The organism is Vreelandella rituensis (genome assembly GCF_003336665.1).
GTDB classification, from domain to species: domain Bacteria; phylum Pseudomonadota; class Gammaproteobacteria; order Pseudomonadales; family Halomonadaceae; genus Vreelandella; species Vreelandella rituensis.
The window spans coordinates 38,715-52,195 of record NZ_QPIJ01000014.1; the positions used below are offsets into that span (position 1 = coordinate 38,715).

At 54.9% G+C, this 13,481-nt stretch carries 14 protein-coding genes; 6 read left to right on the forward strand and 8 right to left on the reverse strand.

Features of this window, described 5'->3' with window-relative positions; translation table 11 throughout:
- Window positions 1–21 precede the first annotated feature (21 nt).
- Together acsA and DU506_RS22455 are read right to left on the reverse strand one after the other, a co-directional pair.
- Window positions 22–1,740 carry an acetate--CoA ligase gene (gene acsA / locus DU506_RS08130; protein WP_114486443.1) on the reverse strand — a complete coding sequence of 573 codons (1,719 nt, stop codon included), beginning with the start codon at window positions 1,738–1,740 and terminating at the stop codon, window positions 22–24.
- A gap of 177 nt (window positions 1,741–1,917) precedes the next feature.
- Entirely contained in the window at window positions 1,918–2,043 is a 126-nt protein-coding gene (locus tag DU506_RS22455; protein ID WP_268877312.1) for a hypothetical protein, read from the reverse strand.
- Between the two features lie 109 nt (window positions 2,044–2,152).
- On the opposite strand from DU506_RS22455, the gene DU506_RS22765 reads away from it, so the two are divergent.
- From DU506_RS22765 to DU506_RS08145, 3 genes are all read left to right on the forward strand, one after another.
- Complete coding sequence (locus DU506_RS22765; RefSeq protein ID WP_415843580.1) at window positions 2,153–2,329, forward strand: PAS domain S-box protein; 177 nt, start codon at window positions 2,153–2,155, stop codon at window positions 2,327–2,329.
- Between the two features lie 324 nt (window positions 2,330–2,653).
- Window positions 2,654–2,893: a hypothetical protein gene (locus DU506_RS08140; protein WP_114486445.1), complete on the forward strand. Its 240-nt coding sequence runs from the start codon at window positions 2,654–2,656 to the stop codon at window positions 2,891–2,893.
- A gap of 267 nt (window positions 2,894–3,160) precedes the next feature.
- Entirely contained in the window at window positions 3,161–3,571 is a 411-nt protein-coding gene (locus tag DU506_RS08145; protein ID WP_114486446.1) for a phasin family protein, read from the forward strand.
- 232 nt (window positions 3,572–3,803) lie between these two features.
- Here DU506_RS08145 and DU506_RS08150 read toward each other — a convergent pair whose 3' ends face one another.
- The gene (locus tag DU506_RS08150) at window positions 3,804–4,772 is read right to left on the reverse strand and encodes a LysR family transcriptional regulator (protein WP_114486447.1); all 969 of its coding nucleotides are present in this window, start codon (window positions 4,770–4,772) and stop codon (window positions 3,804–3,806) included.
- 137 nt (window positions 4,773–4,909) lie between these two features.
- Between DU506_RS08150 and DU506_RS08155 the strand changes: the two genes are divergently transcribed.
- Genes DU506_RS08155 through DU506_RS08165 form a run of 3 tightly spaced genes read left to right on the forward strand, consistent with a single transcriptional unit; the run spans window position 4,910 to window position 8,638 of the window.
- Window positions 4,910–5,791: a HalD/BesD family halogenase gene (locus DU506_RS08155; protein WP_114486448.1), complete on the forward strand. Its 882-nt coding sequence runs from the start codon at window positions 4,910–4,912 to the stop codon at window positions 5,789–5,791.
- Window positions 5,792–5,844: 53 nt separating this feature from the next.
- The gene (locus DU506_RS08160) at window positions 5,845–7,128 is read left to right on the forward strand and encodes a M24 family metallopeptidase (protein ID WP_114486449.1); all 1,284 of its coding nucleotides are present in this window, start codon (window positions 5,845–5,847) and stop codon (window positions 7,126–7,128) included.
- 22 nt (window positions 7,129–7,150) lie between these two features.
- On the forward strand, window positions 7,151–8,638 hold the full coding sequence (locus tag DU506_RS08165) for a CoA-acylating methylmalonate-semialdehyde dehydrogenase (protein WP_114486450.1): 1,488 nt from the start codon (window positions 7,151–7,153) through the stop codon (window positions 8,636–8,638).
- A 57-nt stretch (window positions 8,639–8,695) separates the two neighbouring features.
- Here DU506_RS08165 and DU506_RS08170 read toward each other — a convergent pair whose 3' ends face one another.
- The 5 genes from DU506_RS08170 to DU506_RS08190 form a co-directional block, all read right to left on the reverse strand.
- Window positions 8,696–9,538, reverse strand: coding sequence for a nitrilase-related carbon-nitrogen hydrolase (locus DU506_RS08170; RefSeq protein WP_114486451.1), 843 nt, complete (start codon window positions 9,536–9,538; stop codon window positions 8,696–8,698).
- 103 nt (window positions 9,539–9,641) lie between these two features.
- The gene (locus DU506_RS08175; protein ID WP_114486452.1) at window positions 9,642–10,523 is read right to left on the reverse strand and encodes a glycine betaine ABC transporter substrate-binding protein; all 882 of its coding nucleotides are present in this window, start codon (window positions 10,521–10,523) and stop codon (window positions 9,642–9,644) included.
- A 44-nt stretch (window positions 10,524–10,567) separates the two neighbouring features.
- A complete protein-coding gene (locus DU506_RS08180; RefSeq protein WP_114486453.1) occupies window positions 10,568–11,299 on the reverse strand; it encodes an ABC transporter permease in 732 nt (243 codons plus the stop codon).
- A gap of 2 nt (window positions 11,300–11,301) precedes the next feature.
- Window positions 11,302–12,462 (reverse strand): ABC transporter ATP-binding protein, encoded by a 1,161-nt coding sequence (locus DU506_RS08185; RefSeq protein WP_114486454.1) that lies wholly within the window; start codon window positions 12,460–12,462, stop codon window positions 11,302–11,304.
- A gap of 42 nt (window positions 12,463–12,504) precedes the next feature.
- On the reverse strand, window positions 12,505–13,170 hold the full coding sequence (locus tag DU506_RS08190; protein ID WP_114486455.1) for an ABC transporter permease: 666 nt from the start codon (window positions 13,168–13,170) through the stop codon (window positions 12,505–12,507).
- Window positions 13,171–13,481 lie beyond the last annotated feature (311 nt).

Here is a 13,481-nt window from a genome sequence, read left to right on the forward strand (position 1 = left end):
TGCTCCTCGTGCCGGTGCTTGTTATTCCCTGTTGCCTTCCAGGGTGGAGGTGTCGCCTTCAGGCAGGCCCAACTCGCGGGCGCGCAACAACCGGCGCATGATCTTGCCGCTGCGGGTGCGTGGCAGGTCCTCACGGAATTCTATATGGCGTGGCGCCACTGCCGGGCCCAGGCGCTTACGGGCCTGTCCCATCAGCTCCTTGCGCAGGGCCTCGTCCGGCGGGTATCCCGGTTTCAGTGAAACAAAGGCCTTCACCGTTTCCCCGGCCACCTCGTCGGGCACCCCGATGACCCCGGCCTCGGCCACCGCGGGATGCTCGAGCAGCACGCTTTCCACCTCGAAGGGGCCGATCAGGTGGCCGGAAGACTTGATCACGTCATCGTCGCGGCCGATAAACCAGAAGTAACCGTCCGCATCTCGGCGCGCCAGGTCGCCGGTAAGGTACCAGTCGCCGGAAAAACTGTTGCGGTATTTCTCTTCCTGATGCAGGTAGCCGCGAAACATTGAAGGCCAGCCCTTTTTCAGCACCAGTTCGCCGGTTTCATTGGGCTCATCAATCAGTTCGATACCATCTTCGGTCCTGCGTGCTACTGCCGCTTCGACACCGGGAACGGGCTTGCCCATGGAGCCGGGGCGGACCTCCAAAGCGGCATAGTTGCTTATCATGATGCCGCCGGTCTCGGTCTGCCACCAGTTGTCATGAAAGGGCAGGCCCAGCACTTTTTGCCCCCAAATCACCGCTTCGGGGTTGAGCGGCTCGCCGACGCTGGCCATGAATCGCAGCGAGGACAGGTCATGGGCCCGGGGCAGTTCTTCCCCCAGCTTGATCAACATGCGGATCGCAGTGGGGGCGGTGTACCAGAGCGCCACTTTCTGGTTCTGGAGGATCCGGTACCAGCGCTCGGCGTCGAATTCGGCCTCGTCCACCACCATGGTCACACCGTTGGTCAGCGGGGCGATGATGCCGTAGGAGGTGCCGGTGACCCAGCCCGGGTCCGCCGTGCACCAGTAGATGTCACCGGGATGCATGTCCAGCACATAGCGCCCGGTCATGTGATGGGTGATCACTGCATCGTGCACATGCAGCGCCCCCTTGGGCTTGCCGGTAGTGCCGCTGGTGAAATGCAGCAGGGCAGGATCTTCCGGAGCCATGTCGCGGGTGGCATAGTCACCACTGGCGGCGTCCATCAACGCCGTAGCGTCTAAGGTGCCTGCAGGGGCTTCGTCGAGTTGATCGATCAGCAGCACATGGCGCACCGAGGACGTTTCGGCCACCCAGTCGGCCACCTTCTTCTGGTACAGACGCTTGCTGGTGACCAGCACTGCCGGCTCACCGATTTCCACTCGCTGGCGTATCGGTTCCGGGCCGAAGGCAGAAAACAGAGGCGTGAATACGCAGCCATGCTTGAGGGTGCCGAGCACTGCTGCGTACAGGTCGGGAATGCGGTGGGCCAGGCCATAGACACGCTCGCCGGGTTTCACCCCCAGGTCCAGCAGCACATTGGCGAAGCGGTTGGCGCGCTCGTTTAGCGCCCGGTAGCTGATGTCCACCGGTGTTTCACTGTCCCGGGCCAGAAAGCGGATGGCGGTACGCTCCGCCGTTTCCGTGTCCATGTGCCTGTCGAGAGCCTCGAAGGCGATGTTGAGTCGGCCGTTGCCCATCCCGGCTATCTCCTGTCGGGCCTGGTCCCAGGAAAAGTTGCTGCAGAACTGTTCGTAATCCGGAAGATTTGCCGACATCTTTTGTTTTCCCTATGGTTTCCTTTCGTCGCCGTGGCGTTCGTCGTAACCAAGTGCAAAAACATCCCTTCGCCTACCCAGATCGTTTATGAGATTCACAGGAGGCATGTGAAACAAATACACGAAAACCAGACTGAATACTCTTAAGTGATTGATCTTGCGCAGACTTGATAGCCTCTATGACGTGCGGGTCGTCATCAAGATGCTGGTGTCTCCGACAATCTGCGTCATCCGCTGAAACCCTGCCGAAGGCAGCCGGCCATAGATATCTTTGTGTTTGCGCTCGACGCGATTGACAGGCATGGATTGCTCCACTGCTATGACAAATTAACGTTAGTAACAAAGGAGATTAGCGTCAATCTCAAACACTGCATCAAGAGGACACCCGCACTGTTTTTAATCTTTAGTGTTGGTGACCGCTTATCGGCGAATAAAGAGCTGCTTGCCAAGCGCAAGGGGCTTGCTGGTGACAGTGGAAATGCACCGGCACGCCATTCGCTCGGACGATTCCATGGTTATTGTCGGGGTTTTGCGCGATATCACCGAACGCAAGCGGTCCGAGCAACGGCATTACCTTCTATCCCGATGATGCTGATAACGCCGCTACCCTCGCTCCAGTCGCTTCACAGGCCAGCCCATCAGTCCGGCGGTTAGGATATTTTTCGGTAACTATTCCGGTGATCCCCACGAGACAGCCCCTAAATAGTTATCTAAATTTTTAAGCTTGTCTTCGCACGGTAATATTAACAATTTACCTTGGAGCCATGGGGGTGGCGGGCAAGGATACGCTCGATGAGGCCAGGAGGCCGGCCCTCACCTCTTTCCATTGCCCTGCTTTTTAGTCTCTATCCGATATCTTCTATTTCTCTCTTATTGCCAGGTTGTTCAAAACCTTCAACATTGGAGAACGATTATGACTGCTCAATTGGTTCGTGTTGATCTCGCTAATGGGTCTTCCTGGTACTTTCATTCGGATACCACGACAGAGGAAAGGGTTGACCTGATGCTCTCCTATATTCATGGCACGTTCGGAAGTATTAGGCTGAGGCCCGGTGACGGCCATCATATGTCCCACGATGGACGGCATGAGCTGTTCCAAACGCTTACCCCTGAGATAGACTTTGCTATCGGTCTGCTGGAAGAAACACCCTGATTCCTTTCTGTTCTTCGATGGGCAAACCAGCCCGGTTCTCGGCAAGGGGCAGGCCTCTAAGGCTAGCCATCCTGGATATCCAGTTCAAATACCGTAAATTCCAGAGAGGCGAAGGTTTTCTTGATCTGAGGTATTTTTGAGTGTGTTTCAATTTTGGGGTCTAACTTAACTTGTATTAATTCGCTGCCACATTAACCTTGTTATTGTGCGTTGCAGCAGAGCGGGAATCTCCCGTTCCATTGCACTCAGAACCTGGAGGTTCTCACCATGACTAACGCATTCGACACCAAGCAGATCACCAATCAGTTCGAAACCATGTTCTTCGGTCCGGCTCGTGCCTATGCTGAACTTTCCGTGAACTACAGCGAGAAGTTGATCAACGCCCAGCAGGAGGCTGTCAAGGCCTACTCCGACATCAGCCTGACGCAGTTGCGCAACCTCATGAAGGTCAAGGATGCCGAAGGCTTCCGCGAGTACATGGAAGGCCAGCAGCAAGTCGCCAAGGATATGACCGAGCGCCTGAAAGGCGATGCCGAGAAGGTTGTAGCCCTGCAGCAGGACTTCGTCAAGAATAGCCAGAAGCTGACCGAAGAGAACGTCAAGCAGACCCAGAAGGCTGCCGAGAGCAAAGCCAAGCAGGCGACTGATACGGCCGGTACCACCGCCAAGACTGCCTGATCCAGGCGTCGGCCATCCGGCGCACTGAAAGGGTAATACCAAGGGCCGCTGATCGATGATCGGCGGCCCTTTCATTTGTGCGCCAGGTCTGGCGGGGGAGTCTGAAGAAAGCCGGAGGCAAGCTCCCGATCGCATACGAGGCTGTCGCACCTGGGCGAGAGGGCCAACACCCACCCGACCAATCTTTAACTCAGCGCGACAGTGAAACCCAGGTGAGAATGCGTTGGTGCTCTCAATGCCCGGCCGTTTGAACAAAATCCTGCCGCATTCTGCGATTCGATTCTTTGAATGAATCGTCGGAGGGTTCAAGGGCTCTACATTGCACTTCATTGTTGTCACCTAGGCAGGCAATTGAGTCATGCTCTGCCACAATCCCTTCAAGTGCTTGGCAAAACGCCTGAAAGGCTTCACTGGAATGCCCCGGGCGTTGGTGAAGCTCAATTTCGACATGCCCCAAGTGAGGAAGGTCCTCTTCTTTTGCCACTATCCGACAGCCTGTTGGTACGCTCCGCGGTGTTTTAATAGTTACCGCAAGCCCATTTTGTACGGGAACGTTAATTCCTGTCGGGGATTGGCTGACGTAGCGAAGCTCCCAACGCTTCTCTTCACGCCCAAGCGCAGACAACGCATGCGCACGAAAAATGCAGCCCTCAGGGTTTAAAGCAAGCGGTAATATTTGCCATTGTTCAATGGACGCGTGCTCAGCGATAACCCAAACCATCGGCTCCCAGCCGAGTAGCTGCCCGGATTGTGTCGGTTTATGTCTCACCGAAAGCACAACATCTAACAAGCCTTCCTGGAATCGCTTGACCAAGTTATCGCTGATATCACACTGCACCTCTAGCTGGATATGGGGGAACTGAGCAGAGAAGCGTGGTAACAAGTCCGGCAAGTAGGCAGCTGCTTGTTCTTCAGAGGTGCCTAGCCGAATGATTTCGCCATGCGTCCCACCTCTAAGCAAGTCTTTAGCTTCATCTTCCAGCTTGAGTATATGGCGTGCGTAGGGCAGCAAACGCTCTCCTGCGGCCGTCAACAACACGCTACGGCTAGTACGTTCAAACAGCGGCTGCCGCATCTTATCTTCAAGGCGCTTTATTTGCAGACTCACTGCGGATTGGGTTCGATGCAGCACTTTGCCAGCGGCGCTAAACCCTTGGCATTCCGCCACGGTGACAAAGGCGCGAAGTAAATCCGTATCCATGATAAATGAGCCTTCTAAATGGGTCGTATCTCAACTATTCATTTCTATTATGGGGTGTCTGTCACTACCCTGTCCAAAACATCTTCAACGCGACCTCATTCGAAGCAATATCCGTTAATTCGACAGGAGTACTTGTCATGCAAGCGACCGTGGTTACTCCATCGGCAAATGCATTAGATGGCCTTATCGATCTCAAAACGTACCCCCTTGATGCGCTGGACAGCGAAACCGGGCGTGAGTTAATCGCAGAATGCCGCCGTCAGTTAGACGAAGACGGCTGCGTGGTGCTTAAAAACTTTGTTCCTGAAGAGGCTTTAGCACGCCTTGAGCGTGAAACAGAGCGGCTATCCCCGGATGCTCACTACAACCAAACCGAGACGAACCCTTATAACAGCGAAGGAGATCCCTCACTGCCGGCAAATCACCCCAAAAACCGTTTTGACGATCGCACAAACGGCTTTGTGGCTGGAGATCGTATTGGTCGTGACACGATTATCCGTCAGGTGTACGAGAATCCTGAATTCCAGCGCTTTATAAGTGAAGTCGTGGGCATAGAAGAGATTCATCGGTACGCCGACCCGTTGGCGGATTTGGTGGTGAACGTGCTGCGTGAAGGCTGTCAGCACCCGTGGCACTACGACACTAACGAATTCATCGTCACCATGATGACGCGTCAATCCCACGGGGGGGGGCGCTTCGAGTACGCGCCGGGTATCCGGAGTCCTGAAGGCGAAAACTTCGATGAAGTGGAAAAAGTCATCGACGGTGATCGCTCACGCTTGAAAGCGCTTGATCTCCAACCGGGTGATTTACAGGTGTTCTTTGGTCGCTACTCACTTCATCGGGTCACGCCGGCTGAGGGAGATAAGGAGCGCCACACCGTGATTTTTGCTTACGCCAAAGAGCCAAATTTTGTGGGCCGCCCAGAACGTGCCCAACGTATTTTTGGCCGCATGGCGCCGGTGCACGAAAAAATCCTCAAAGAAGGCATGCAGCGCAGCGATAGCCTAGCGGATTAGCGTAGCGCAGAGAATGCCGTCTATCTAAATTCAACCCTGACACGAGAGACACCATGAGTATTGTCGAGAGTGAAAACCTTACGGATAACGAACCTGATCATATTCCGGTCGTTCCTTCAGCACCAATGGGCAACGGTGACAGTATCCCTACCGCTTTTGATCCTAAGCAGCTGCGTGCCGGGCGACTCAAGCGCCTGCGCGCGATGATGGAGGATCAGGGCTATGCGGCGCTGGTGCTGTTTGATCCTAATAACCAGCGCTACGCGACCGGGTCGCGCAATATGTTTGGTTACTTTTTGCGCAATTCCACGCGGTATATCTATGTGCCGCTGGAAGGGCCAATTATTCTATTCGAATACCCCGGCAGCGCACACGTTTCCACCTGGCTTGAGACCATCGATGAAGCGCGCACCTCCAAGGTGGTGTGGTCGGCGGTCAATCAACGTGATGGCATGTCTTCCGATCCTTTTGGTATCGAAATTGCTGAGCTGGTCGAGGAGCATGGCAAAGGCAACAAAAGGGTGGGCCTTGACCGCTGCGCGCTTAACCACGCCCGCGCGTTAGAAGCGCAGGGCTTGGATGTCTACGACTGCATGCAGGACACTCTGCATTGCCGCCGCATCAAAACCCCGGAAGAAATTGCCTGCTTGGCACAATCCATGGCCGCCAGCGAAGCTTCCGTGGCGGAAGTCGAAGCGGCTATAAAGCCCGGCATTAGCGAAAACGAGCTGTTTGCGATCATGTATGGCGAAGTCATCAAAGGCGGCGGTGAGTTTATCGAAACTCGCTTGCTCTCGTCTGGGCCACGCACCAACCCTTGGTTTAACGAGGCGAGTGATCGCAAGATTCGTCCTGGCGAGCTGGTGGCGCTGGATACCGATACCATCGGTTGTCACGGCTATTACTCGGATTTCTCGCGCACTTTTCATGTCGGGCCGGGCAAGCCAACGGCGTATCAATGCGAGCTCTACCGTATGGCGTATGATCAAGTGCATCACAATATGGGCTTGCTTAAACCTGGTATTAGCTATCGTGAAATTGCTGAAAAGGCTTGGAAGATACCCGAACGTTTTATAGATCGCCGCTATCCCTCGATCATTCACGGCGTGGGGATGCATGGTGAGACGCCGTTGGTCGCTCACCACGCGGATTTTGATCGCTTCTCCAAGGACGGCATTCTAGAGCCGGGCATGGTGGTTTCGGTCGAAAGCTATATCGGCGAGGTCGGCGCCGCCGATGGTGTCAAACTCGAAGAAGAGGTGCTGATTACCGAAACCGGTATCGAGAAGCTCTCTCGCTACCCGTTTAATGAAGCGCTACTGAATAAGGAAGTATAAGCCTGTGACAGATTCATCGCTTATGACCGTGCAGCATTGGATCGGAGGGGATCCTGTACAAGCGTCGCGTCACTTGCCCGTGGTTGACCCGGCATACGCAAAGCCGGTTCGCCAAGTGGCGATGGCTGATGCGTATATCGTCCACGACGCTGTGACGAAGGCGCTAGCGGCGTATCCCGCCTGGCGGAATACGCCGCCCAACAAGCGCGCTCAGGTTATGTACCGCTTCAAGATGCTATTAGAGCGTGATGCCGATGAATTGTGTGAGCTGATTAGCGAAGAGCATGGCAAAGTATTGGAAGATGCCATGGGTGAACTCAAGCGAGGCATCGAAAACGTCGAATATGCATGCGGCATTCCTGAGCTGTTAAAGGGGGAGTATTCCCACAATGCTGGGCCGGGCATCGATACCTGGTCGAACCATCAGCCAGTGGGGGTTGTCGCCGGTATCACGCCGTTTAATTTCCCGGTGATGGTACCACTGTGGATGTTTCCCATGGCGATCGCCTGTGGCAACTGTTTTATTTTGAAGCCGTCAGAGCAAGTGCCCTCCGTGGCAATCAAAATGGCGGAGCTACTTGAAGAGGCGGGACTGCCAGCCGGCGTGTTTAGCGTCATCCAAGGTGACCGTGAAGCCGCCGATGCGCTCATTGATCATCCAAACGTTAAAGCGCTGTCGTTCGTTGGCTCGACGCCGGTGGCCAAAGCGATTTATCAGCGTGGCGCGGCACTCGGCAAACGGGTGCAGGCGCTGGGTGGAGCGAAAAATCATGCCGTAGTATTGCCTGACGCTGACCTTGAAAATGCTGCCAATACCTTGATTGGCGCTGCTTACGGTAGCGCAGGGGAGCGCTGCATGGCGATTTCGGTCGTTGTGTGTGTGGGCGAGAAAACCGCCGATGTGCTGGCAGACAAGATCGCTGAAAAAGCCGAACGTCTGAATATCGGGCCTGGAACGGAGCCAGGGCTGGATATGGGCGCGTTGGTGAACCAAGCGCACCGTGATCGCGTGGCAGGCTATATTGCACAAGGTGAGGCGGCTGGCGCGACATTAAGGCTCGATGGCCGCAAGCATCCGCTGGTAGAAAATTCCCCCGGCTACTTTCTTGGCGCGACGTTGTTTGACCACGTCACACCAGCGATGCGAATTTACCGCGATGAGATTTTCGGCCCGGTCCTGTGCGTCGTTCGTGTGGAGAGTTTTGACCAAGCCGTCGAGCTCATTAATGCGCACCAGTATGGCAATGGCACCTGCTTGTTTACCCGCGAGGGGGAAGCCGCGCGCCGCTTTGCCGATGAGATTGAAGTCGGCATGGTGGGTATCAACGTGCCGCTACCCGTGCCGGTAGCATTTCATAGTTTTGGTGGGTGGAAAGAGTCACTGTTTGGCGACTTGCACGCCTACGGCCCTGACGCAGTACGCTTTTATACTCGGCGAAAAGCGATTTCTCAGCGCTGGCCGCAGCAGAGCGCACAGGAGTCGGCGCAGTTTAGCTTTCCCTCCCACTGAGTTTTTCGTTTACCCCTTCGCATTTGATACTTCTTCTGGCGGGTGAGCTGGCCGTTGCTAGCGATACCCCGCCATAAGTTCCCTGACCAATGGTGTATCCGCGTCGCGATGGGTGGGTAATTCAAAGCGTGCTTTGGCGATTGCGGTGCGGGAAAGATCCGCCACAATCAGTGCCTCTTTGTTGTCAGCCTGCGCGAGCGTTTCACCACAGGGCCCGAGAATGCGTGAGCCGCCCCAGAAGTGGCTCTCGCCCTCTGGTCCAAAGCGGTTCGCCATGATCACCGGCGTGCCGTAGGTCATGGCGTAGAAGCGCGTATTCAACGCCCAGTTTTCTTCATTGGAAAAGTCGTCGCTGACGATGCCGCTGGCTGAGTTGATCGGCGCGCAAAGCACCGTCGGACGAGCGAGAAGGGCGGCATGCACTAGCGCTGGGTTCCATAAATCTGCACAAATCAGCTGTGAAGCCGACCAACCTGGGCAAATATCGGTGTGCGTGAGCTCGCTGCCATGGGTAAACCACTTGCCTTCTTCCAGACCGCCGTAGGTCGGCAAGTTGAGCTTACGGTGCACGGCAATCAACTGGCCGTGTTGAAAGATGGCCAGCGCGTTGTAATACTCACCGGGGCTTGCCTCTTCCACAAATCCGACCACGGTCTGCATATGGCCGCAGGCTTCGGCCAGTGCTTTAAGGCGCGGGTCTTCTAACGGCATGCCGACTTGCATTACTCGGCTTGCCAGGCGATAGCCCGTTAGCGAAAGCTCGGGGAATACCAACAGTTCCACATGGTCACGCTGTGCTTCGGCAATTAATGCCAGATGGCGCTCAAGGTTGTGATCTACGTCGCCAAGCGTGGTGTTGATCTGCGCAGCGCCTACCCGAAGTTTATTTTGATAATGCATTGGTTTCCTCATTGAAAAAGCCGCTCCAATGGAGCGGCTTTGCTGAGAGCTGAGATGTAACGGCAAGGCATCATGCCTGTGCCATGCACGAGGGCCTAGAAAGTTAAAGCAGGTCATTCGCTTTTAGGAAGCTCTCTGCCACATCTTCAATTGTCTCGCGCTCGACATCCACGCGGGCATTAAGCTCGGCCATGGTCGCGTCGTTCAGCAGTGCCGAAAGGTTATTCATCTGCTGGGCAAGTTCAGGGTTTGCATCCAGTGTTTCGGTACGTACAACCGGGGCGAGGGCGTAAGCCGGGAAAAAGCCCTGATCGTCTTCGAGAACATAAAAGTTAAAGGCGGGGATGCGACCGTCGGTGGCAAACACGAGACCGACGTCGACTGCTTCGTCACGCAGCGCTTGATAAACTAAGCCGGTATCCATGCGGCTCACTTCGCTGCGGCCCACGCGAAAGTCGTAGGCTTCCATCAGTGGACGCCAGCCGTCTTCACGGGCATAGAACTCGGCGTTAAGCGCAAACGTTAGTTCTTCGCCGGCGTTGACCGCAGCGGCCAGGTCGGACAGTGTTGCGATACCGCGTGCTTGGGCATCTTCTTCGTGCATAGCCAATGCATAGGTGTTGTTGGCATCAGATGGCGCGAGCCAAGTCAGCCCCTTCTCCGCGTCGAGCTCCTTGACCCGCTGGTAAGTTTCTTCGGGACTCAGGCGTTCACTGATGTCGTTGTAGTTGATCAGGGAGGTGCCGGTGTACTCCCAATAAAGATCAATCTGACCATTTTCCTGCGCTTGGCGCAGAATGGCTGAGCCCATGCCTGAACGGTTATCGACGTCGTAACCCAGGCCATCCAAGTACTGTGTCGTCATGGTGGAGAGGATCTGCTGCTCGGTAAAGTTCTTTCCGCCAACGCTGATTTCGTTGGCGTTAGCTAGCGAGACGCTGCTTGCAAGGGCAATGCTTGTCAGTGCTGTGGTTAATATTTTCATATCGAATCCTGCTTTTGTTAGTGAAACTTAAGTCGTGGTGATACCTAAGCGCGGCTGGGGTTGACCCCACGGGGAACAACGAGAAAAGCAATAATCGCGATCAGCGCATCAATCGTGATCGCCAACAGCGCGGTGGGAATAGCACCGGAAAGCATCATGACCGGGTCGTAAAGATCAATGCCGGTGAAAATCAACTCACCGAGACCGCCAGCGCCGATCAAAAACGCCAGGGGAACCGTGCCCACGTTAATCGTTAGCGCTGTGCGCATTCCCGCAAAAATGACATAGAGGGCATTGGGTAGCTCGACTTTTAAAAGCCGCTGCATCGGTGACATGCCAATGCCTGCGGCCGCCTCCATGAGTGCCGGGTTAACGCCTTTAAGGCCCGCATAGGTGTTACGGGTAATGGGCAGTAGCGTGGCCACAAAGAGGCCAAAGACAGCCGGTACCGTACCAATGCCTAAAAAACTCATCGACAGCGCGAGCACAGCGAGGGTGGGGATGGTAGTCCCTACGTTGAGTACCTGCATGAGTGACTCGGCCACGTTCGCCATTTTCGGGCGCGAAAGAACAATACCCAGCGGGATGGCGACGAGAATCGCCAAGCTACCCGACATCACCGTGAGCCAAATATGCTGCACCATCAAATACTGAACGTCAGGTAGATACCACAAAAACTCATCGATAACGCCGCTGGACTGGCTCCATACGCCGGCGAAAAAAATTGCGAACAGCACCAGTGCCTTAAGCGCCCCTTTAATGGATCGAATAGGCATGGTTACTCCTTAATGGCCGCCGATGGCTTGCGATCATCCCCTTGGCGCGCTCGATAGCGTGCGCCTAGGTGGCTGGTCATGGCGCGCTGGGTAATTTGGCCGCACACCGTTCCTGCTTTATCCACGCAGGGAAGCCAGGTCTGGTCGTGGGCAAACATCAATGAGGCGGCTTTGCGCAGGTCATCGTCGAGATCCACCACCGCAGGGACGGCTTGGAAATGATCGCGGCAGTAGCCTTTGGTGGTGCGAGCGAGAGATCGGCTAATTATACCGGCGGGCTGCTTGCGCTCATTGATCATCAGGATGGCATTTTGGTAGCCGTAATCGTCGATTTTCGCCAACGCTGTTTCTAATGTATCGCTCGGTGTGACCGTGCCGATTTCGTCGGTGACAATCTCGCGCACTTTTACCAGGTTCAAACGCTTTAGCGCGCGGTCTTCACCGAGGAAAGATTCCACAAAAGCGTTTTTGGGCGCTGCCAGCAAATCATCGGGCGTGGAGTACTGAACCAGCTTGCCCTCTCGAAAGACGGCAACGCGATCGCCCATCTTAATGGCTTCATCAATGTCGTGACTGACGAACATGATGGTTTTGTTGAGTTCCTGCTGCATTTTTAGAAACTCATCTTGGATGACGGCGCGGTTAATCGGGTCGATGGCTCCAAAGGGTTCATCCATCAACATCACTGGCGGGTCGGCGGCGAGTGCGCGAGCCACACCAATGCGTTGCTGTTGGCCGCCCGATAATTCACTGGGGAAGCGCTTTAGAAAAGCATCCGGTTCCAGTGCGATCATTGCCATCATTTCGCGTGCCCGTGCTTTGTACTTGGCTTTATCCCAGCCTAAGAGCTTCGGCACAATGGTGATGTTTTCCTCAATAGTCATATTGGGAAATAGACCGATTTGCTGGATCACATAACCAATATTGCGGCGCAGTGTTTGGGTATCGAGGCCGGTTGTATCCTCTCCATTGATAAACACTTTGCCAGAGGTGGGCTTTACGATCCGATTGATCATCTTCAACGTGGTGGTCTTGCCGCAGCCCGAGGGGCCTAAAAGGATGCAAATTTCCCCTTCCGGCACTTCCATATCGATATGGTCAGCGGCTACCACAGCGCCTTTCGGCGTATCGAACACCTTCGTCAGGCTTTCAAGTCGAATCATATGGGTGTCTCTTATATTAAGAATTACGTCAGGAAAGAGGCGTTAGGGCGTTGCGGCCTGGCGGCTCATGCCTTTTGGGGTCAGGCGCTTTTGTAAATACAGCAGTGCGTAGTCAACGATAATGGCCAGCAGACTCACGGCGATCGCACCGACAATCAACTGGCGCGAATCGGATTGAGATATTCCACGGCTGATGAAAGTGCCCAGGCCGCCTGCGCCGATATAGGCAGCTATCGCCATGACGCCAATGTTGAGAACGACCGCTGTGCGAACCCCAGCCATGATAATTGGAACGGCTAGCGGAATTTCGACCAAACGCAGGCGCTGATTGGGGCTCATGCCAATCCCTCGTGCAGCCTCTCGTAGTGCGGGGTTGACGTTATTTATGGCTGTGTACGTGTTACGGATGATCGGCAGTTGGGAGTACAGCAATACTGCGATGACCGCTGGCACATAGCCGATGCCATGCCCGATGAGCGACAGAACCGGAATCATGATCCCAAAAAGTGCGATCGAGGGGATGGTGACGATAATCGACGCTAGGTAGAGCACATTTTGGGCGACTCGCTCATTTTTAGTAATGGCGATACCAATTGGGACACCCGTCAACGTGGCAATGCCTACGGCGACGCCGACAAGAGCAATATGCTCAATCGTGCGTGACAGCAGCAGACTTGCATTATCTAAGGCGTATTGAAGTAGCTCCAAATGCAGCCTCCTCATTATTAATAATAGTTATTAAGAACCGTTATAGAAAAACCACCATGCACACAAGAATGTACAGGGCGCAGTCCGTCAGGGCCGGCTCTTTTGTGTGTAGAAGGAAGGCAGCTTATCAAAAGGGTAGCGTGATTATCAGGAATTGGTATGACGATGCGAAATAGACTGGATCAGAGGTTGTTATAGCGGACAATCCTCGGTGATGGCGCGATGTGGTCGCGAGCCAGTGTGACGAGGTCGGTACACCACGTCGTTGCTTGCGACCCGCCACGACCATCTATTGAACCCCCTGACGATTC

Bases quoted from the DNA above. Each gene is read 5' to 3' on its own strand.
- DU506_RS08170 (WP_114486451.1), bottom strand. From the start codon at position 9,538: ATGCATTATCAAAATAAACTTCGGGTAGGCGCTGCGCAGATCAACACC.
- DU506_RS08165 (WP_114486450.1), top strand. From the start codon at position 7,151: ATGACCGTGCAGCATTGGATCGGAGGGGATCCTGTACAAGCGTCGCGT.
- DU506_RS22455 (WP_268877312.1), bottom strand. From the start codon at position 2,043: ATGCCTGTCAATCGCGTCGAGCGCAAACACAAAGATATCTATGGCCGG.
- DU506_RS08145 (WP_114486446.1), top strand. From the start codon at position 3,161: ATGACTAACGCATTCGACACCAAGCAGATCACCAATCAGTTCGAAACC.
- DU506_RS08185 (WP_114486454.1), bottom strand. From the start codon at position 12,462: ATGATTCGACTTGAAAGCCTGACGAAGGTGTTCGATACGCCGAAAGGC.
- DU506_RS08160 (WP_114486449.1), top strand. From the start codon at position 5,845: ATGAGTATTGTCGAGAGTGAAAACCTTACGGATAACGAACCTGATCAT.
- DU506_RS08140 (WP_114486445.1), top strand. From the start codon at position 2,654: ATGACTGCTCAATTGGTTCGTGTTGATCTCGCTAATGGGTCTTCCTGG.
- acsA (WP_114486443.1), bottom strand. From the start codon at position 1,740: ATGTCGGCAAATCTTCCGGATTACGAACAGTTCTGCAGCAACTTTTCC.
- DU506_RS08150 (WP_114486447.1), bottom strand. From the start codon at position 4,772: ATGGATACGGATTTACTTCGCGCCTTTGTCACCGTGGCGGAATGCCAA.
- DU506_RS08175 (WP_114486452.1), bottom strand. From the start codon at position 10,523: ATGAAAATATTAACCACAGCACTGACAAGCATTGCCCTTGCAAGCAGC.
- DU506_RS08155 (WP_114486448.1), top strand. From the start codon at position 4,910: ATGCAAGCGACCGTGGTTACTCCATCGGCAAATGCATTAGATGGCCTT.
- DU506_RS08180 (WP_114486453.1), bottom strand. From the start codon at position 11,299: ATGCCTATTCGATCCATTAAAGGGGCGCTTAAGGCACTGGTGCTGTTC.